The organism is Peribacillus frigoritolerans, assembly GCF_040250305.1.
Classification (GTDB): Bacteria; Bacillota; Bacilli; order Bacillales; family DSM-1321; genus Peribacillus.
Window position 1 is genome coordinate 2,839,538 of the sequence record NZ_CP158190.1, and the last position, 21,350, is coordinate 2,860,887.

Below are 21,350 nucleotides of genomic sequence, written 5' to 3' on the forward strand. Positions count from 1 at the left end.
TTTATGATAGCGTTCAAAAGTTTATTTTAAAAAAATTTTATTCTGGTCCATGTTAATAGTAGCTTTTCTATATCAGTTTATTTTTTCAGTTTTCTGAAAAAATATTTTATTAGTGATAACACATTTATTTTTTATTCACAAATTAAAAAGCAGCTTGTTCTAACTAGAATTTACTCATTGCTGGGAGTAAGATTCAATAATTAAGAGGTACTATAATACTGTTCATGTATCAATTTTTAATTCCTCTTTACTTTATATATGCAATTAGCTTTTCAATTTCACGTCTCGTATCGAAATGCTGATTTGATAAATTTTTACTTAACTCGTTCCTTTTATCCTTATGATCTATTAAGTATTTTATTTTTTCGAATAAATCTTCTTCATTACAATTAGCTATTACCCCAGTCTTTCCATCGACAATTTGTTCAATAGCTCCCACAAAATTTGTTGCTACTATTGGTTTATTTAATATTTTTGCTTCTGTTAAAGCTAGACAGTACCCATCATGTAGAGAAGGCTGTACATAAATATCTGCCTTTGATATCTGAGGATAAGGATTAGTTGTTGAACCACAAAGAATGAAATCATGTTTTACTTTGTATTCAGTAATTAATGTTTCGAGTTCTTTTCTATAATTTCCTTCCCCAATGCAATACCACCTCACATCATATCCATTTTTTCTTAATCGTGATAAAACAGATATAGCAATATCTTGGCCTTTTTCTTTTGAAAGTCTCCCAACAGTGACAATCTTTATACCAGAAAAAGACCGATCTAAATACTCTTCCTTTTCCGACATTTCTTTAATTACTTTACTTGAGATAATATTCAAAAATGTACTTGTTTTTGATTTGTAATATGGGAATTTTTTAGTTAATTCATTCCTAGCCTCTTTTGATACGACATAAATTTTACTGAACTTTTTATAAATTTTTTTGTAGAACCTATCATTAATTTGATGATTGGAAATATCAAAGTGAACCCATGATATTTTCTTTTTTGCTTTCACTTTATTTATAATGTAATAATCATTAATATCTGTTGGTCCTTGATAAGAGATAGCTACATCATAGTAATCATTATGATTGGGAACATTTCGAAAAATATTTTTGTAGTAGAAATACCTTTGATTGAACTTTTTGTCCAGATAATAGCTAAATAAAAAAATCAAAAGTTCAAGAAAATTTTTATTATGAATGTAAGTTTTTACTGTCATTTGAGGAGGTTGCGTAATTATTGGCTTGATATATTTATACCAATTAACCTCCTCTACTTTTACCCAATCTGGTAGATAATTTAAAAACTCACCTTTTTTCTCTAAAAGTAAGATCGTTACTTCATAATTTTCTTTTGGAAAAACTGACAGAAAAGATAGTAGGGATTTTTCTACTCCACCTATATTCATACTACTCAACATAATTAAGATTTTTTTCATTTTTTCACCGATATTCTGAAATATTTCAAAAATTCTTTAATGAATTATTTGATATTATATATTCACTATTTTCTTTATCTCATTTTTCGTATCTATTGTTTCTGCAGACAAATTCTCTATGAGTTTTTTGCATCTATTTGTTTCATTTATCAACGTTACAATTGCTTGATATATTTCATCTTCATCACAGTTAACGATTACACCAGTTACGCCATTTTTTATTTGTTCCTTTGCTCCGGTAAAACTTGTAGTTATGATAGGCTTATTTAAGCATCTTGCTTCAGCAAGGGTAATACAATAACCTTCATGTCTAGACGGTTGAACGTAGATATCACAATTTTTTATATATGGGTAAGGATTTGGATCAGATCCTAATAAAATAAAATGTTCTGAAACGTTATTCTTCTGTATTAGTTTTTCAAAATTCAATCTTGAATTACCTTCTCCAACACAATACCACCTCGCTTTATATCCATTTTGAATTAACCTAGTTAAAGCTTGTATTGCTATATCTTGACCTTTTTCGAATGAAAGTCTACCAACTGTTAAAATTCTTACCCCTTCAAATTCGTCAGTGAATCCTCTTCCTTTTTCAGCTTGAAATTTAATTAACTCTTGTGAAAGTAAATTTGAAAAAACTTCTGTCTTTTCTTTTATAGAAGGAAGGATGCTAACTAAATGTTTTCTGCCCTCTTTAGATACGACGAAAATTTTATCGAATTTTTTATAAACCTTAGACGCAAAAAATTTATTAAAACCTATCTGACTAACATCAAAATGAATCCATTGGATTTTTTTTTGGGCATTTATTTTATTAATAACAAAATAGCTTATGAAATCCATTGGACCTGCATAAGCTACCGCTATATCGTATTCATCTTCTACAACTGGAAATCCTCTTAAAATATATTTATAATATAAACTTCTTTCCTTCGAAACCTTTGATATTAAGTAAAAAAACATCAAAACAAAAGATTTAATGAGATGCCCCTCTTTAAAAAGATCTAAAGCATACTTATGTAATGGGGTATTCAGTGAATTTTTAATGTGTTTATATTCTGGCACGATTTCAACTCGAACTCCATCAGGAAGATAATTTAAAAAGCCCCCGTATTTTTCTAACATTAAGATAGTAATATCATATTTATTTTTCTTAAGTTCTGAAATCATATTTAGCAAAGCCTTTTCAGTTCCCCCAATATTCAAATTTATTAACATAAATAATATTTTTTTATTCATGGATTGACTCCTTCGAATATGATGTTATCCCATTAAATTGTATATCTTTTCCATTTCCTCTACATTTCCTTTTTTTTCTGTTCTAAGATAGTTAATGATTTTTTCTTTTAACTTTTCTTCTTTAATCAAAGTACGTATACCTTCACTAACCGCATTAGAGTCCATATCAACAACTAAACCATTTTTTTTATCTATCATTTGATTGTAAACAGCATCAAATCGCGTTGTGACTACTGGTGTATTTAGCATTCTTGCTTCAGCAATTGCTAAGCCAAAACCTTCGAATCGAGATGTTTGTACATATATATCTGCATCTTTAATGAAGGGATATGGGTTCGCTTCAACCCCTAATAATCTGAAATGATCATTTAACCCCTCCTTTGCAATCTGTTCTTCCATTTCATCTCTTAATGGTCCTTTCCCTAAAACATACCACCTAAAATTCACTCCACTTTCTTTTAGTGTTTTACAAGCTGCTAATGCAATATCATATCCCTTTTGTTTAGCAAGTCTTCCGATAGTAAGTATTCTTATTCCCTTAAAACCATCCTCGTAACTTTTTCCCATTTCAGCCATTTCCATAATTAAATTCGCATTATTAATATCATAAATTACTTCAGTATTTAATTTGTATTGATTAAATGTTTCAATAAAAACCTCTTTTGCCGTTTCAGAAACCGCGATTATTTTATCAAATTGATCATAATATTTCTGTTGAAAGTTCTTCTCTACTTCATCTAATCGGTAAATTGCATTTACCCATGCAAATTTTTTCTTTGCTTTTATTTTTTCAGCAACATAAAAAGTGGGTACACCTTGTGCGTAACTTATAGCAAAATCATACACTTTAGTATTATGTTCAATGACATCACTAACGGATTGCCAAAAAATCCTAGCCTTTTGAGGATTGTTAAAATGTTTACGACGGATTTTATATGAATATTTCAATCTGGAAGATATCATCTTGAAATTCAATTTTCCTAATGAGTATTTGAATGCTGATGATAAACTAAGGTTTGAAAATTTTGTATAAGTTAGAGGTTCTAATATATTTACTTCTCTAGGTACTGATTTTATTAAAATTCCATCATGCGCAAATAACATTAAGTCTACCGAATACTCTGAGTAATCTAATAGTGAAAATAAAGAAACTAAGCTTTTTTCTGCACCAGCACAATCCAAAGAATCAATTACAAATAGAAGGTTTTTTTTCATTTTTCTCACTTCTCTTTTAATAATTTTAATAAAATATATATAAATATAGAATTATATATATTTTACTTTTGTTATACTTTGCCTAATTTTATTTTTAATCTAACTGATTCTTTTTTGAAAATATCTATCTTTAGATCCATCGTTTACAAAAATACTTCGCCTTAGTTAAAGACTATGAAATTACACTATTTTAAATATTCACTTAAATAATTATCATAGTTATAAATAGGTAAAGTTAGTTCCTATAGTTTAATTTTCTCTTTGACAATTGATGTGGAGACTCCCTTCGTATAAGGGAAATAGATGATGTCTACACCCACCTGTTTAAATTTCATTTCCAATTCATTGAATAGAGGGTCACCTTTCCAATCATCCCCTACAAACATCCGATTGAATTGAAGGCTTTCCCATGCAGTAAACTTATCCCGATTCGTTTGAGAAACTACTTTATCTACATATTTTATACCTGCTATGATTTCCATTCTTTCATTATGAGGGATTACAGGCTGTTGACTTTTATATTCCATCACAAGTTCATCTGTACTTACGCCAACAATAAGGTATTCACAGTTTTCTTTTGCTTTTTTCAAAATATTAAGGTGCCCAACATGAAATAAATCAAACACTCCTGTTGTATAACCTATTTTGTATTGATTCATCAATTTTCCCTCCTGGTTTATTAAAGCAAATTTTTTCTATATGATTTAATAAACTTTCACTTGCTTTACCATCTTCATATGTTTTAATTCGTTCAAGAAAGCCGCTCAATTCGTTTTCATACATTTCAGTATTAAATTGTAAAATTTCCATATTTAAATCTGCATTATTGGCTGAACTAATATACGGTAAATCTGAAATGTCATAGTACAGTTTTCGATCCGTGTTTGTATATTCCAATAAATCTGGCACATATAAAAAACATGGCCGTTTCGTGATTGAAAAGTCAAAAATCATGGATGAATAGTCCGAAATTAGAATATCTGATATAGATAATAGTTCTTGAATATCGTCATATGCTGTTACATCCATAACATTTTCACCCTTTATTAATTTATGCGCTTCAGAGAGTAAATGAGGATGTAGTCTAACTAAAAAAACCCAATTACCACTGAACTTTTCTTTCAAAGTTTTTAGGGTACTTGAGTAGTCAAGGTTATAAATTTCAGTGCTGTTGCCTTTTCTGAAAGTAGGAGCATATAAAATTACTTTAGTTCCTTCTGGAATGCCTAGTTTAGTCAATATTCCTTGTTTTTGTTTAGGATCGGAATGAAAAAGGAAATCATTTCTTGGTATACCCTTTTTGAAAATTTCTCCATTATACCAAAATGCTCTTTTGAGAATTTCCGTACTATCGTGACACCCGGATAATAGTAAATCACATTTTAAAGAATCCTTTTTAGCCATTTGAATATACTGTTCTGGTAAATTTTCTTCAGCGTCTTTTTCAATTTGTTTTAACCTTAAGGAACTGTGCCAAGTTTGAATGTAGTATTGATTTTTCCTTTTTATGAAGAATTCATTAGTTCTATAATTAGTTATGATTATCTTAGAAGTACATAATTCATAAAAATACTTAAAAGTCATGGTTTTAACTTTTCTGATGTTTGTTATTTCTGTTTTAGATTCTAAGTCATTAAAAGCCCAGACTAGATCGAAATAGTCTTGAGGGTAATGTTTTAGTATATATTCAGTAATATATTTAGGGTTACACCCATATTGGCTGCCATAATAACTATAAAGAAATATCTTATTTTTTTTAACAGGAAGCAGATTTAATAAATGAATAAGAAGAAAAGTGATTCTTTTTTTTAGAACTAGCCATAGTGTACCCATTATTCAGGAATCCCCTTTATGTTGTTTGATAAATTTATACGTTCTAGTTTAGGAGACTTTGCATGAAACCCTGTCAATCTAAAAAATCTGTTTACAGCCAAATATAAAGTATGCAGATAAGGGTGTATGTTAAAGAGATGTAATTGAGTTTGTAATTGGCGATTATACGAAACAGCTTCATTAATTTCACGATAATGAGTCTTTAAATAGTTTTGAAGATCTTTCCTTAACAATCCGCCTTTGTCTTTTGATCGGTTAGCTAAAAGGAGATTATAATGAATAAGAATATTCTTTAGAAGAGATTGGTACGAATCATTGGCCAAGTTTTCATAAAATTCTTCTATAAAACTATGTCTTTCTTTTAACCCTTGTATAATATCCAAGTTCCTTGTGGTATAAGAGGCAACGATGCTGTCATCTCTTTGAAAATAGTAACACAAGGGTTTATGAACAATTACATAAGAATTGACTCGCTGCATAACATGATGAGCCCAAAATACATCCTCGAATAAAACGCCCTTTTTGAAAGGTATATCCTTTATAATGCTGGTCCTATAGAGCTTCCCCCATGCAAAATTCTTCACTCTTTCATTAATGACTAACTCAGCCATTAATGATTGATTGTCTAATATTAATGGGGGGGCATCTTTGGTAAAATATCTATTATCAAAAATTAAATGATCTTCATGGGCATAATAAAAAGCAGATTGAACTATATCTGCTTTAAATGTTAAACTCGTACGGACAAGTTCTTCAATCATATTAAGCTCCAACCAATCATCACTATCTACAAAAATAGTTAATTCACCTGTAGCTATTCTCATCCCGTAGTTTCTAGCATCGGATAGTCCTCCATTTTTTTTATGAATTACTTGAATTCGGGAGTCCTTTTTTTCATAATCATCTGCGATTTTTCCACAGTTATCGGGTGAACCATCATCAACTAATATTATATCAAGATTAGTGAAGCTTTGATTGACGATACTATCAATACACCTTGTTAAGTATTTTTCCACGTTGAAAATAGGTACAATAACACTCACTTTCGGTAACATTATCATTGTAACCACCTAACTTTTATGAAAGCTTTATCTCATTTATTGGATGTGTTATTTTGCCATTTTATAAAATCAATTAATGGTTTGTACTGAGGAATATGTTCTTTCTCAAGACCATTCCTTTTTAGTTCTTGAACAAATTCAATCCATTCTTTTTCTAAATAATTTGGAGCGACCTTTGTAGTCTCTTGTAGAAGTGAAACAAAATCGACATTCAATACATGCGCAATTTTTTCCATAATGTGAAGTGAGGGATTGCGATTTAGATTGCGCTCAATGTTACTTAGATAAGACTTCGATATATTTGCCTGTTCAGCCAATTCAGATAACGTATATCCTCTTTTCTTACGCAATTCTGCAATATTTTTTCCAATCATTTGATTACCTCTTCATCCTTTTTTACCCATTTCCAACTGGATTCCCTTTGGATGGATGGGTGTTATCAATTCCTTCATTTATAGCATTTTTTATTGAATTGATGACTCTCATTTGATCATCCCGACTCATGTTTGATCCGGATGGTAAACAGATCCCTGTAAAAAATAACTGTTCAGAAACGCTCGTTTCTCTATAATGAGGGTAATAGACATACCCTTTAAAAATAGGTTGCATGTGTAGCGGCTTCCAAACATGTCTAGCCTCAATATTTTTTTCCTGTAGATCCTGTAATAATTTTTTTATGGAAATTCCAAATTCAGCTTCATTTATGGTCAATGCGGTCAACCATCTGTTTGAACGGGTATTTTCTAATTCGGGCATGAATTTTAAACCAGGTAAATCAGCCAATTGCTGATAATATAAATCATAAACCGCTCTCCTTGCTTTTACTCTTTCCTCCAATACCTCTAATTGCCCTCTTCCAATTCCAGCAAGAATATTACTCATACGGTAATTGTAACCAACCTCACTATGCTGATAATGAGGAGCAACATCTTTAGCTTGAGTAGCTAAAAACCGAGCTCGTTGTATTGCATTAGTATCGTTAGAAATTACCGCTCCGCCACCAGAGGTTGTGATGATTTTATTTCCATTGAATGAGTAAATTCCGAATTCCCCAAATGTCCCACTCGCTTTTCCTTTATAAGTGGCACCTAATGACTCGGCTGCATCTTCGATGATCGGGACTTCATACTGATTACAAATAGTTATTAGTTCATCCATTTTAGCTGGTTGACCGTATAGATTAACTATTATGACGGCTTTAGGGAGTTTGCCGGCATTAGCAGCTTCTTTTAATGCTCTTTCTAAAGCATTAGGAGACATATTCCAAGTTTCTGGTTCAGAATCTATGAAAATAGGTTGTGCATTTAAATAAAGAATCGGATTGGCGGTTGCCACAAAGGTAAGACTAGAGCAAAAAACAGTATCATCTTTTCTCACACTCAATAAAGAAAGAGCCAAATGAATTGCGGCAGTTCCTGAGCTGACTGCAAGCACTTCTTTGACTCCTACATATTTGGCTATATCTTTTTCGAAAGCATCCAGATTTGGCCCCAGCGGTGCAATCCAATTTGTTTGAAATGCTTCTTTAATATACTTTTCTTCATTTCCGCTCATATGGGGAGATGATAGTAAAATTCTTTTTTTGCTTGTTGCATTTAGCATTTCTACACATCTCCTATACCTATTTTTTTCATTTTTGCAGGGGTTCCGACTGCTAAACTATGGGATTGAATGTTATTTATAACAGTAGCTCCAGCACCAATCACGGACCATTCTCCGATATTCACATTTGGTATCAGTGTAGAACCGGCACCTACATGAGTCCCTTCATCTACTTTTACGGCACCAGTTAATGTCGCATGGGGTGATATATGTACGAAATCACCTATTTCGCTATCATGTTCTATCACAGAAGCTGTATTGATGATTGAATGACGGCCAATTTTAGCATCAGCATTGATGACAGTTGATGGCATGACTACTGTCCCTACTCCTATCTTTATGCTTGGACTAATAATGGAAGAAGGGTGAATCACCGATACATAATAAGAATCAGGTATATTCAATTCCTCTACAACTTTTTTACGAATATGGTTATTACCTATTGCAACAATGAATTTTATATCCTTGAATTGCTCTAATAAATCGGATACGATTGAAAGCGGTGCAAAAAACAGATGACCTTTCACGATTGTTCTATCATATTTATCGTCTAGGTATCCAATTAATTCGTAACCATCAGCTCTATCAATCATGTCCTTTATAACTTTACTATGACCGCCTTCCCCAATTAATACAATTTTCATCCCTGCCCCTCTCTTTCCTGATTATCAGATCCCCTAAAGGGAAGCATGGTTTCATTTGTCCCTGAATTTACTCCTTCAGATCTAACCACTTTTACTATCGTGAGTAATAATATTTTAAAATCGAGTAAAAATGATTGATGATTTACATACCAAACGTCCAATGTGAATTTTTCTTCCCATGATATCGCATTTCTACCATTTACTTGTGCCCAACCAGTTATACCAGGACGAACATCATGACGTTTAGCTTGATCGTCGTTATATAAAGGAAGGTATTCCATTAATAAAGGACGTGGTCCGACTAAACTAAGATCACCTTTAACAACATTAACTAACTGTGGCAATTCATCTAGACTTAACTTTCTAAGTGTATTTCCAAATCTGGTTAATCTCAAATGGTCAGGAAGGGGTATACCGTGTTCATCGGTTTGATTATTCATGGAACGAAATTTATAAAGGGTAAAAGGCTTTCCATTAAAACCTGGTCTTGTTTGTTTAAAAAGTATAGGCGTTCCAAGGTTAAACTTTATTAAAATTCCTAGTATCATCATTATTGGACTTAGGATAACTAATAAAATAAATGAAATTAAAAAATCAATTATTCTTTTCATAATCTTCACTTCCGAGATTTTTATTTACCATTTGTCATGACAATTTTTTGTTTGATTTCTTCTATTATAATAGATACTTTCATATCTGATTGATTACCCAAGTTGTAGGCAACTAATAAAATATCTTTAAAGTTATCCTTCTTTGCTTTTTTGCTCATCCTTTACACCATTTTTCTAATTATTTGGTATTAAAAAATCCTCGCTTTGTATTAAGCGGGGATTTTCCAATTCTTCATTTATTTTATATCCATCAGGATTACGTGATTGCCATCTCCAAGAATCCTCACACATTTCGTGAATGCTTTTGTTTGCAATCCAGTTTAATTCTTTTTCCGCTTTCTTAGGATTTGCATAACAAATGGCGGCATCTCCCGGCCTAGAATGTGTAATGTTAATGGGGATTTTCACTCCTGTTGCTAATTCAAAAGCTGACACTACTTCTAACACGCTGTATCCTATTCCAGTTCCAAGATTATAAATATTAACACCGGTTGATTTTAGAGTTTTATCCAGTGCTGCTACATGGCCATTTGCAAGATCAACTACATGTATATAATCTCTTACACCTGTCCCATCTTTCGTTGAATAACCATTTCCGAAAATATTAAGTACATTTAACTGACCTACGGCCACTTTAGTGATATATGGCATTAAGTTATTAGGGGTTCCGCTTGGATCTTCACCTATCAAGCCGCTTTCATGTGCTCCTATTGGATTGAAATATCTCAGGATTGTAATGCTCCATTCATTGTCTGAAATATATATGTCCTGAAGAATTTCTTCGACCATTAATTTTGTCCTGCCATATGGATTCAAAGCTTTTAAGGGAAATCCTTCTGATATTGGTACTGTATCCGGCAACCCATATACAGTGGCAGATGAACTAAATACCAGTTTTTTTACACTATATTTTTGCATAAGGTCACAAATTATAATGGTCGTAGTGATATTGTTTTTATAATATTTCAGAGATTCTTTAACAGATTCACCTACCGCTTTAAGTCCGGCAAAGTGGATAACTGCTTCAATTTGATTTACTAGGAACACTTTTTCTAAAGATTGCGAATCTAAAAGATCCAAATGATAAATCATGATGGATTTTCCTGTTATTTCACAAACACGTTTTAGCGATTCGGGTTTACTATTAGAAAAATTATCTACCACAATAATCTCATAACCTTCATTCAAGAGCTCTATGCATGTATGGCTGCCGATGAATCCAGCTCCGCCGGTGACCAGTATTGCCATTTATTAGTTTCCCTCACTTTCATTTAAATTTAATTGTTAATTAATCCATAGATTTTATTAATTTCATTTTCATTGCCATAATCCTTTGAAAGTACGTTCGAAACTATTGCCCCCCTAAATTCATCGTCTACAATCATTTTTGCAATCCCTCTGGCAATTCCATCCTGACCGCACTCTGTAATTAAAGCATCAAACCCATTATCCGCTTGGCTTTTTGCGGTAGGGAAATTGGTTATTACAACTGGTTTACCTAGTACTTGTGCTTCTCGTATTGTTACTGCTTTACCTTCATAGCGTGAGGGTTGAACATAAATATCACAAGCTGCAATATATGGATATGGATTGGTTTTCTTCCCTAATAATATAAATTGCTTTTCTACTCCTAATTTCTTTATTAAATTTCTTAACTCGTTTTCGAGAGGTCCATAACCTACCACATACCACTGAATGTCAAATCCCTCGTCTATTAGTTTTTTACAAGCTCTTATTGCTTCATCTAAACCTTTTGCATGTGTTAAACGTCCCACTGTTACTAATATGGTTTTTCCAGGCAAATTAATGATTTCTTTTGGAATATCTGCCTTTGCTTGTTCTCTAACAAAATCTGGAGAAAGAATATTTTCGATTACGGTTGTTTTTTCCTTGAAGTCAGGAAAAACATCTAAAAAAGTTTGTGAACATTCTTCAGAAACCACTACAATATCATCTATTTTCCCCCACATTTTCTTCTCTATTTTCTTATTCACATAAATATTGGAATAATCGGTATGAATCCAACCGATTTTCTTCTTGGCTTTGACTTTATCCCCGATAAAGTGATGCGGCCATAAAAAACCTATGGCAACATCATATTCTTTATTAAGATTTGGTAAATGACGGGTAGTTAGCTCCCAACCGTACTGAATGGATAAATAACCTGGTTCTTCAACCTTTTTTACTTTTCCATGTACTACACCTGAATACTTTGCGATGACTCTAGAGATAGCGATAGGATAAAAACCCTCTTTTACTATTTGTTGAATTGATTTTCTAAAGGTTGTATACGAAGGTTCTTCCGGTAATAAATTGGGACCGTCCGGGATATATGACAGGAATTCTCCTTCATGTTTAAATAATAATAAATCGACATCGTATTTAGCATAATCGATTTGATTTAACAATCCTATTAGACTTCTTTCGACTCCTCCGATTGCCAAGTCAAAAGATGTGATCAAAATCTTTTTCTTCATCGTAAAAACCTCTTTTTCAGGAAACATCATATAGCCTTAACCAATCCCTAACATTCCCATGTATATCATAACCCTTATTCGATATTTTTCTTTTAATAGTTTCATTGTCAGGTGTATCGATCAATAAGGATCTAATTACTTCGTTACACCAAACATCTAGTGGCTCCTGCAAACTAATAAATGATGCTAAGCCCAGGTCCATATCTATACTTTTTGGTAAAGTATCCGACATAATGCAAGGCGTTCCAGATCCTTGTGCTTCTAATGCAGCAATTCCAAAGCCTTCGAATAATGATGGGAATATGAAAACATCAAAAGCTTTCATTAATCTAGGAATATCCGTTCTTACACCTAAGAACTTGATATTTTCTTGAATTCCTAACGCTTCTGCTTTTTGCTCTATTTCCAGTCTTAAAGGACCATCTCCGATTAAAAGGGCAAAAAACCTTCTATCTTTCTTTAATAATGTATTTAAAAATTGCAAAATAAAAAGGTGGTTTTTCGACTCCGAAAACCGCCCCACATGTCCAATGATTTTTACATCTTCGTTTAAACCAAACTCTCTAATGATACTATCCTTACTATTTACATTTGTTTCAGTAAAGTCGTTTACATTTATTCCATTCTTTAATATCGTGACTTTTCCATTTTTTACTCTTTGTTTACCAAACATGAATTGAGCGGCCTCAGGACTACATCCGCAAAATCTATTAGCAGAAATTTTCATGATTGTTTGAAGGAGCTTAAGCGTAAATCTTTCTTTGAAATGGTTTCCTTTTGCCCAATTATTACTGTGTGAATGACAGATCCTTATTTTAATCCCTGCTATCTTTGCTGCTAATGCTGGAAAGCCTGCTTGATAATCCGTATGGGCATGAACAGCTTGGTAAGGGTTGGAAGACATAATTCTATTTAGTTCTTTAAGATAGGATATTGGACCAACTTTACCTAAGCTTGGTATTTTAATCAGTTTTCCACCTAAACCAATAATTTCATCTTCAAAATCTTCTTTCTTATTTGAATGGGTAACAAAGTCAAATTGAATCTTCTCTCTGTCCAGATTTCTATATATATTCATAATAATTGTTTCTGCCCCGCCACGATCCATTGCACTGACAATATGTAATATTCTCAAAGGAGCACTTAATTTAACCAATATATTTCCCCCCTTCCGTCAAAATAGGTTTTCTAATATTTCACTTTTATACAAAATATTCAAACTGGTAACATTTTCATAAAAATAAAGAACAAAAAATAAAGCAATTATTGAATAATATAATAGTTTTTGATCTTTCTTACTGAATAGCTCAATAAGCCAGGAAATCAGAATGAGTTGATATAAATTAAAGTAGATGGAAATCCTTGCAAATATCCATTGTTGAGTTGAAACAATCATAAAAATCAGACCCAACAATGCCATATTTACTATATAGTCACTTTTTGGAAATATTTCACGAAGTTTATCTTTACCTAAATATGCAATAACTAAGGGAGCGGCGCTTACAGCTACTCTGAGTATATTAGCTCCCCCTTCATTAAATTTAGAATAGTCACTATATTGTGAGTCCTCGATAGCTGAAAATAATAAGGAAGAGAATTGTTCATAACCCAAAACGACAATGACCGAAAAAGATAACCAGGCAATAGTGGACTTTGTCCAAGCTTTTGTTCTAACTAAAAAATAAATGGGTATAAGGATAAGAGCACTTTGGTGAAATGTAGATGCTATTAAAACAATTAATGAGTATTTCATAAAATTTCCGTTTATTAAATATTTAGTAGCTGTAAAAATAATGGCAGCTGCAAGCACTTGCCGTATTCCATTCATTGATACTAAATGCAAACCACCTGTAATATATACAAAGGTGCTTAGTTCAAAAAGTCGTGAATATTTATATAAAACCATGACAATTAAAACATTTGTGATCATAGCAGTTGTAAAAATCAGTATCTGAGGGTCATCCGAGAATTTCTTTAATAACATCTGCAGAATGCCAAATCCCATATCCTTTTGTGAAGATATATACTCCCAAGTAAAGTCATTTTCGATATAAATATTTTTATAATTGAAAGTATCACCAATATTTGTCCTGAGTCCCGAAACACATACTAAACATACAGCAGCTAAAAAAACCAACATCTTATTCGGTTTAAAGTCATATAATCCAGTCGGTGTTATAAGTGAATATGTTGAAAAATACCTACCTAAATATGAAAAAATAAATACGATGGCGAGATTGATCCAAAGTATGGTCATTTAACATTAATTCCTTTCAATTAACCTAGTCCTTGTTTTACTGATGATCAAAGCATATAAAAGTATGCCTAATGGAAAGGCCAAAACAGTGAGTGCTTTCTTAGGAGTTTCAATGAACAGCTTCGGGTTTTTCATTAGTAGGTTGCTTGATACATAATGAATGGCTTGCTTATATTTGAAAAGCTTCCCTCCAAAAGGTAACTTCATAAGCTCTTTCCGGTAAAATGAGAAGCCTCTAGGATTTTTAAGATATTGGTTATACATATTTCGAGAGGATCCATCAGGAAGATATTCAACATGACACAGCACTTCATTCATCAGTAACAATTCATATTTCTTATCCAGCATATAGTATTTATATGCTAGCCCTACATATTTCTCGTTTTTAAAAACAGGATAGGGATATTGCTTCGTCAATTCTGTTCGATAAACCAATTTCTTGTCTCCTGTTACACCATATTTGTTATAGAGATCAAACAATGTAGAACTTTTTAATTTCTCTGGTAACCTTGACCCTATAATTTGATGATCAATTGTTGCATCTAAAGCTGCTATACCACTTACATTTTCGTTACCATGCTTTCTCCAAAATGAAAGGATACTTTCTACTGCCCCATCCGCCATATAGTCATCGGAATCAATACAAACATTCAATTCCGTTTCAATTATTTTATAGGCTGTATTATGTGCACCATGCATTCCTTGATTTTCTTGCCAGTAATACTTAATATCAATTTTCTTTTCCTGAATCCAATGATGTGCCATTTCTTTTGTATTATCTGTTGATCCATCATCAATAATTAACCAAATAAAATCTTTATTGTTTTGACGTACTAAGCTCTTATAACATTTTTCTAGACAATAAGACCTATTATAGGTTGGAGTAAACACTGTTAAAGTTTTCATATGATTCACCCTGACATTGATATATAAAAATCTTTTAGTTCATTGGCTGTTTCATTTATCGAATACCCCTGTTTGGATAATGAATCCGGTTGTATACTTCTTTTCGTATTGTTAGTAGTTAATTTCATTAAATGGGAGGTCCATTCTGATTTACTGGTAATGGGCAGAAATTTAATAAGATTGATACCCAAGTCTACCTCTTTGGAAATTTGGTCCGAGATTAAGCAAGGCAGTCCAGCTGCCTGAGCTTCGATAAGTGAAACCGGCAATCCTTCATGTAAAGAAGGAAAGACAAAAACATCGAAGGCTTGTAGGACTTGATTTATATCACTCCGTATCCCAAGGAATTTAACTTTTTCTTCTAATTTATGAGCTTTAACCTTTGCTAAGATTTCTGGTTTCAATGGCCCATCTCCGACTAAAATCAAGTAGGAATTTTCCTTTTCTCTAATAAAATTTGCAAAGATATCAATCAAAAAAGCATGATTTTTTTGTTGAGCAAATCTTCCAACGTGTCCTAAAACACATGCATCACTTTCGATATTTAATTCTTTTCTTAATTTACATCTTGTCTCAGGTGAGAAAGAAAATAATTGGTATTCAATGCCGTTTTTTAAAATATTGGCATTATTTGTCTTATCTTTAAATAACCACTGTGCTGCCTGTCTAGAACAAGCTAATAAATTTGTAGCATTGGGCAGGATCAATGTCCCTGCATACCATTTATAAATCCTGGAAGCTAAGCCACCTTCACTTTGGGTGTTATGACTATGTGAAATTCTTTTTGGAATTCCTGCTTTTTTAGCTGCTTGAAGAACGATTCCGCTCATTTTATCCATATGGGCATGAACGACCTTATAGGAATGATTTTTCCTAAAGAATCCATCTAACTGTTTTTTATAAGCAAAGTGACCTACATCAGAAATATAAGGAATTCTATGAATCTTACCGCCAAGTTTTACGATTTCATCATCAAATACGCCTTCTTTGGATGTAAGAAAATCAAATTGAATTTTCGAGCGGTCCATATTGCGATACAAGTTCATGATCAAGGTTTCCGCTCCGCCCCTATTCATATTAACGACAACATGCAGGATCCTTAGTGGATTCCCCATACTCTTTCCTCCGTATCTTCCATGTAGGATTTATAAAGTTGGCTTTTAGCTTCCAAGATTTTTTTTGTACTATATTTCCTTTCCACCATTTTATAGCTACTTTCACCAAGCATTTTTCTCATACCCATATTTCCAGCAATTTTTATGACCTTTTCAGAAAATGATTTTTCATCATTCCTGCCAATTAACCACCCATTTTGACCATTGAAGACCAACTCCCTATGGCCTCTATTTTCATTAGCTATTATTGGCAGCCCACAAGCCATTGCTTCCATGATATTTACCGGTAGTCCTTCTCTCAAACTTGACGCTACAGCGAGATCACTGATTTTCAATAATTCATCAATATCTTTCCGAAAACCAAGAAAATCAACCCTATTTCTAATTCCTAAAGAATCTGCAAGCATCTTGCATTCGTCTAATAATGCTCCATCTCCGGCCAATAGTAACCTTGCATTTGAAACCTCCTCTTTTATCAAGGAAAAAGCTCGAAGCAATAGTTGCTGGTTTTTGTTTTTATTGAACTCGGCTGCATAAAACATAAGGAAATCCTCTTCACAATACCCTTTTTCTAACCTTAGTTCAGTTTTCTTATTTGTGGAGACAGGATGGTATTGATTTGTATCAACTCCAACACCAAGGATATGAGTAATCTCCTGTGCCCTGAAGTTTCTTTGTATGGCAATTTGAAAATCTTCATTATTGATCGTAATCAAACAATCTGTCATTCTTGCTAAAAATTTTTCAATGGGATAGTAGACTAGCCAGTTTAGGATAGGAGCGCCTTTGAAAAAATGGAAGCCGTGTGCCGTATATAGCATTTTTGTATCACGTTCTCTCGCTTTCCGACCAGCAAGTCTGCCTAGAACTCCCCCCATTGGGGTATGACAATGAATGATTTGAAAATTATTGTTATCGATGATGTACTTTAATTCTTTGTATGCCATAATGTTTTCTTTTTTAAATGGAGACCTCTGAATGGGAATAACATGCTTTTTATCAACAAATGGGAGATTCAAATCACCATGTGCCGCTGTATGAACCTTATACCCTTGCTCTTTAAACCATTTAAAATATGGCAAGTGAAACGCTTCAAAATGATAATCCTTTGTTGCACAAAATAGGACTTTTTTCTCCATCATTCACTATCCTTTCGATATCCTGTTCCTTGTTTCATTCCATGTTTCTTGCAGCAATATTTTCTTATATATAAGATCTTAATTATCGTTTAGTTGTTTAGTTGGAAACTTGCACAAGTAAAGGGGCAGTGTCACGCTCATTCGCCAGATCTACAAGTTTTTTTCTTAGTGATTCTTTATCCATATCAGGATAACTGTTTATAATATCTTCAATCTCCTTTGAATATAAATTCCCCGTCTTCCCTATGTAAATATTTGGATATATTTGTTTTTCATGAATTTCATCTTGATTCAACAGCTCTTCAAATAGTTTTTCACCTGGTCTTGTTCCCGTGAATTCTATTGATATATCATCTTCAGAATGTCCGGAGAGTTTAATCAAGTTTTTCGCCAAATCTACAATCTTCACTGGATGGCCCATATCAAGTACAAAAATCTCCCCGCCTTGTGCTAACGCCCCCGCTTGGATGACAAGTCTTGAAGCTTCAGGGATAGTCATGAAATAACGAATCATATCAGGATGTGTCACTGTGACTGGCCCGCCTTTTTCAATTTGTTTGGTGAATAGCGGGATGACACTTCCTCTGCTCCCCAGCACATTCCCAAAACGAACGGCTACAAACTTCGTTTTGCTTTCTTTATTTATTTGTTGAATCGTCATTTCCGCTAGCCTTTTTGTGGAGCCCATAACACTCGTAGGGTTAACTGCCTTATCACTGGATATCATCACAAAAGTCTTTACTCCGCTCCAGCTAGCCGCATTGGCAACATTCCTTGTACCTATTAAGTTATTTTTGACGGCTTCTTCAGGGTTTCGCTCCATCAATGGTACATGTTTATGTGCTGCTGCATGATAAACGACATCTGGTTGATATTCTGCCATAACAGCCAGCATTTTTTTTTGATCTTGAAGATCAGCAATTTCTGTTAAAAACTCGATTTTTTTGTTTTTATATGTTTCTTTCAACTCCATTTCTATTGTATAAATACTGTTTTCACCATGACCGAGTAAAATTAACCTTGATGGATTAAATTTAGAAATTTGGCGGCAAATTTCTGATCCAATTGAACCTCCAGCCCCAGTGACTAGAATTACCTTTTCGGTTACATACTCTGAAATTACATCAATATCTAATTCTACAGGTTCTCTTCCAAGAAGATCTTGAACCTGTACATCTCTAAATTTATTGACTGAAAGCTTTCCTGTTAATAAATCTTCTAACATTGGGAGGATTTGTGTCTTAGCATTTGTTTTTGCACATTCATGGAAAATTCGATTCATTTCCTGTTTATTCAATGAAGGAATGGCAATGATAATATGTTCGATATTCAATGCTTCAACTTTTCCGGAAATTTTGCCCACTCCTCCCACAACAGGTATGCCTAAAATATCAAGATTATGTTTTCGTACGTTATCATCAATAAATGCTACTGGTAATAAATCCACATCATTATTCTTTAATAATTGCCGGGCAACCATCGTACCTGCTGAACCTGCCCCTATTATTAACGTTCTTTTCTTATTTTCATATTTGATTAAGTATTGATCTCTAAACATCCTCCAACAAAATCTTGATCCGCCTATCAATAGCATGTGAAGTAACCAAGTTACCGCCAACAACCGATAATATACATCTTGAAAAAGGAGCGCCTGTACGATTGATGTAGTAAAAATTGATACCGTAACAGTTTTGAATATAATGACTAATTCACCTATGCTCGCATACTCCCACGCTTTTTTATATAGATGAAAGGTAATAGCAAAAATATGATGGCTGAGGAGAATCGTAACAGAGCTGAGCACAATCGGAATAGTAAAAACATAAATACTGGCATCTACTAAAAATCGCCCTAAAAAAATAGCTGATAAGACAATACATGAATCTATTAATATAAAAAGTGATAGTCTTTGCTGATATGTCAATACTTTCCCCCCTTATAAGATCAATTTATTGTTACAGTTAAAAGGAATTAAATGATAAAGTGCTAATGAATGCTGTCTTATTAAGACAGCATTCATTAGCACTTTAATAGAATAATAGGGCATTTAACCCTCCCTCACCCCACACTCTTGACGACTGGCGTCTAAGGTCCATTAAACCCACAGCATGATCGAGTGCCTCCGTTTATAATGGCAAGGAGACATCACCAAATACTTTATTAATTTTATTTTCGTTCGCAATAAAGAACGGTACTGTAAAAATTTTTTCGTCTTTATAAGATTTTCTTCAATAAATTGGTAAACAGATTTTCTGGATTATCGTTTAAAACGACTCCTACAATCTTTTCTTCAACAAATTGAAGGATTCTTTTTGTAGCTAAAGCTTTTTTTAACTCCGTTTTGCCGTTATTGAACACCAGAATGATCCCATTGCAATAATTGGCCAAAATTTTTGTGTCTGTAACCTCCAATATTGATGGGGAGTCTATCAGAACAATATCGTATTGCTCTTCACACTTAACAAGGAAGTCCTGCATGATTGGCAACCCTATTATTTCGCCTGGATTGAAGGGTATAGGCCCACTTGTCAAAACATCTAAATCACCCATTCCCGTCCTGTATACAGCCTTTTCAAGAGATGTGAAATTTGAATCAGATAAAATATTTGTCAATCCTACTTTATTTGGAATCTTAAAAATCGAGTGAATTGCAGGATTCCTTAAATTAGCATCTATCAGTAAAACCTTTTCTTTGTTTTGGGCCATTGAAACAGCTAGATTTGCAGCAGTGGTTGATTTACCTTCTCCAGATGATGGAGAGGTTATCATGATGATATTCCGTTTTTTCGATACGGAGGAAAACTTAATATTTGTTCGAATCGTTCTATATTGTTCGGAGATAAAAGAATCCGGACTTGAAAAAGCTACAAGATTCCTTTTCTTTAGTCTATCCCCGATTTTTTGTTTATTCATCGTCATTCAAACCACCTCACAATTCTGCTCTTGTTTCTTTTGAATGTTTAGCTTGTTGCACTTCTTTAATTTTTTTTATATTGTTTTTACTGACATTCGAATTCTTTTTATTCATTTTAGATACATGTCCTATAACTGGAAAACCTATGATATCCTCTACTTCTTGCTCGTTACGAATTGTATAATCCAATGAATTCAATAAAAATGTAAGCCCGATGCCCAAAAATAAACCTATAATTCCGCTTTTTATAATTGTTCCATTATTGTCTCCGTTAATGGGCACTAAGTTTACCTTGGCCGGGGACAAGTTTCGTATTTTTTTAAAGTCCACTATATTAGGAGCCTCATTTTTAAATACTCTCGCCGTCGTATTGGCGATCTCGGCAGCTGTATAAGGATTGGATGATGTGACGCTGATACTGACTACTTCTGATTCCTCTACACTGGTTACGTTTATAGCCCCAGCCAATGCTTCTGGTGATAGCGGTAATTCCATTTCATCGATAACTTTCTGTAAAACTGTAGTATCTTTTATTATGACTTGAAGAGTTTTCATTTTATCTTGATTGGCTTCAATAATAATTCTCGTAGATGCCTGGTAAAGAGGGGTTGTTGTTAAAGTTTTCAAATATCCTGCCAGTATGAATAAGAGTGTGACAATAATGACGATCCAGATACGCCTACTAATGATTCCGATCAGTTCTTTTAAATTTATCTCTTTGGCAGGTTGTTGATTTTCAAAGTTCCTTTTTGAGTAATTTGTCATTGAACCACCTTTTCAACTCACTTTTCTTTATTAAGAACAATAGTGTTTTAAGCCTCGATGTAAAACAGCTAAAACTGTACTATTCTTCTTATGTGTTAATTTTCCTATGAATATATCCTTATTTTAGTTCTTTATAA

At 33.0% G+C, this 21,350-nt stretch carries 21 protein-coding genes; all 21 read right to left on the minus strand.

The features are described from left to right. Positions 1-247: 247 nt before the first annotated feature. Positions 248-1,435, minus strand: coding sequence for a glycosyltransferase (locus tag ABOA58_RS13945; RefSeq protein ID WP_350298861.1), 1,188 nt, complete (start codon positions 1,433-1,435; stop codon positions 248-250). 54 nt (positions 1,436-1,489) lie between these two features. Beyond that, entirely contained in the window at positions 1,490-2,674 is a 1,185-nt protein-coding gene (locus tag ABOA58_RS13950) for a glycosyltransferase (RefSeq protein WP_350298862.1), read from the minus strand. 24 nt (positions 2,675-2,698) lie between these two features. Then, complete coding sequence (locus ABOA58_RS13955) at positions 2,699-3,889, minus strand: glycosyltransferase (RefSeq protein ID WP_350298863.1); 1,191 nt, start codon at positions 3,887-3,889, stop codon at positions 2,699-2,701. Between the two features lie 242 nt (positions 3,890-4,131). Further along, positions 4,132-4,548, minus strand: coding sequence for an adenylyltransferase/cytidyltransferase family protein (locus ABOA58_RS13960; protein WP_350298864.1), 417 nt, complete (start codon positions 4,546-4,548; stop codon positions 4,132-4,134). Continuing rightward, positions 4,508-5,722, minus strand: coding sequence for a CDP-glycerol glycerophosphotransferase family protein (locus ABOA58_RS13965; protein WP_350298865.1), 1,215 nt, complete (start codon positions 5,720-5,722; stop codon positions 4,508-4,510). Before ABOA58_RS13965 ends, ABOA58_RS13960 begins: the two co-directional genes overlap by 41 nt. Next, positions 5,722-6,777: a glycosyltransferase family 2 protein gene (locus ABOA58_RS13970; protein ID WP_350298866.1), complete on the minus strand. Its 1,056-nt coding sequence runs from the start codon at positions 6,775-6,777 to the stop codon at positions 5,722-5,724. The genes ABOA58_RS13965 and ABOA58_RS13970 overlap by 1 nt, the downstream gene beginning before the upstream one ends. Before the next feature lie 38 nt (positions 6,778-6,815). Further along, positions 6,816-7,157 (minus strand): helix-turn-helix domain-containing protein, encoded by a 342-nt coding sequence (locus tag ABOA58_RS13975; protein WP_350298867.1) that lies wholly within the window; start codon positions 7,155-7,157, stop codon positions 6,816-6,818. A 22-nt stretch (positions 7,158-7,179) separates the two neighbouring features. Continuing rightward, positions 7,180-8,385, minus strand: a complete 1,206-nt coding sequence (locus ABOA58_RS13980; protein ID WP_350298868.1) for a DegT/DnrJ/EryC1/StrS family aminotransferase — start codon at positions 8,383-8,385, stop codon at positions 7,180-7,182. A 2-nt stretch (positions 8,386-8,387) separates the two neighbouring features. Continuing rightward, positions 8,388-9,029 carry an acetyltransferase gene (locus ABOA58_RS13985; protein ID WP_350298869.1) on the minus strand — a complete coding sequence of 214 codons (642 nt, stop codon included), beginning with the start codon at positions 9,027-9,029 and terminating at the stop codon, positions 8,388-8,390. Next, positions 9,026-9,640, minus strand: coding sequence for a sugar transferase (locus ABOA58_RS13990; protein WP_350298870.1), 615 nt, complete (start codon positions 9,638-9,640; stop codon positions 9,026-9,028). The genes ABOA58_RS13985 and ABOA58_RS13990 overlap by 4 nt, the downstream gene beginning before the upstream one ends. 20 nt (positions 9,641-9,660) lie before the next feature. Then, complete coding sequence (locus tag ABOA58_RS13995) at positions 9,661-9,798, minus strand: hypothetical protein (protein ID WP_350298871.1); 138 nt, start codon at positions 9,796-9,798, stop codon at positions 9,661-9,663. A gap of 16 nt (positions 9,799-9,814) precedes the next feature. Continuing rightward, positions 9,815-10,888, minus strand: coding sequence for a UDP-glucose 4-epimerase GalE (gene galE, locus ABOA58_RS14000; RefSeq protein WP_350298872.1), 1,074 nt, complete (start codon positions 10,886-10,888; stop codon positions 9,815-9,817). Between the two features lie 29 nt (positions 10,889-10,917). Beyond that, positions 10,918-12,117, minus strand: coding sequence for a glycosyltransferase (locus ABOA58_RS14005; protein ID WP_350298873.1), 1,200 nt, complete (start codon positions 12,115-12,117; stop codon positions 10,918-10,920). A gap of 16 nt (positions 12,118-12,133) precedes the next feature. Continuing rightward, positions 12,134-13,273: a glycosyltransferase family 1 protein gene (locus tag ABOA58_RS14010; RefSeq protein ID WP_434547733.1), complete on the minus strand. Its 1,140-nt coding sequence runs from the start codon at positions 13,271-13,273 to the stop codon at positions 12,134-12,136. An 18-nt stretch (positions 13,274-13,291) separates the two neighbouring features. Then, a complete protein-coding gene (locus tag ABOA58_RS14015; protein ID WP_350298874.1) occupies positions 13,292-14,374 on the minus strand; it encodes an EpsG family protein in 1,083 nt (360 codons plus the stop codon). Between the two features lie 6 nt (positions 14,375-14,380). Next, complete coding sequence (locus tag ABOA58_RS14020) at positions 14,381-15,280, minus strand: glycosyltransferase family 2 protein (RefSeq protein WP_350298875.1); 900 nt, start codon at positions 15,278-15,280, stop codon at positions 14,381-14,383. A 5-nt stretch (positions 15,281-15,285) separates the two neighbouring features. After that, positions 15,286-16,395 (minus strand): glycosyltransferase family 1 protein, encoded by a 1,110-nt coding sequence (locus tag ABOA58_RS14025; RefSeq protein ID WP_350298876.1) that lies wholly within the window; start codon positions 16,393-16,395, stop codon positions 15,286-15,288. Then, positions 16,380-17,537 carry a glycosyltransferase family 4 protein gene (locus tag ABOA58_RS14030; protein WP_350298877.1) on the minus strand — a complete coding sequence of 386 codons (1,158 nt, stop codon included), beginning with the start codon at positions 17,535-17,537 and terminating at the stop codon, positions 16,380-16,382. Before ABOA58_RS14030 ends, ABOA58_RS14025 begins: the two co-directional genes overlap by 16 nt. A gap of 94 nt (positions 17,538-17,631) precedes the next feature. Next, positions 17,632-19,458 carry a polysaccharide biosynthesis protein gene (locus ABOA58_RS14035; RefSeq protein ID WP_350298878.1) on the minus strand — a complete coding sequence of 609 codons (1,827 nt, stop codon included), beginning with the start codon at positions 19,456-19,458 and terminating at the stop codon, positions 17,632-17,634. A gap of 290 nt (positions 19,459-19,748) precedes the next feature. Next, a complete protein-coding gene (locus tag ABOA58_RS14040; protein WP_350298879.1) occupies positions 19,749-20,447 on the minus strand; it encodes a CpsD/CapB family tyrosine-protein kinase in 699 nt (232 codons plus the stop codon). A 16-nt stretch (positions 20,448-20,463) separates the two neighbouring features. Beyond that, complete coding sequence (locus tag ABOA58_RS14045; RefSeq protein WP_350298880.1) at positions 20,464-21,213, minus strand: YveK family protein; 750 nt, start codon at positions 21,211-21,213, stop codon at positions 20,464-20,466. Positions 21,214-21,350: the final 137 nt, after the last annotated feature.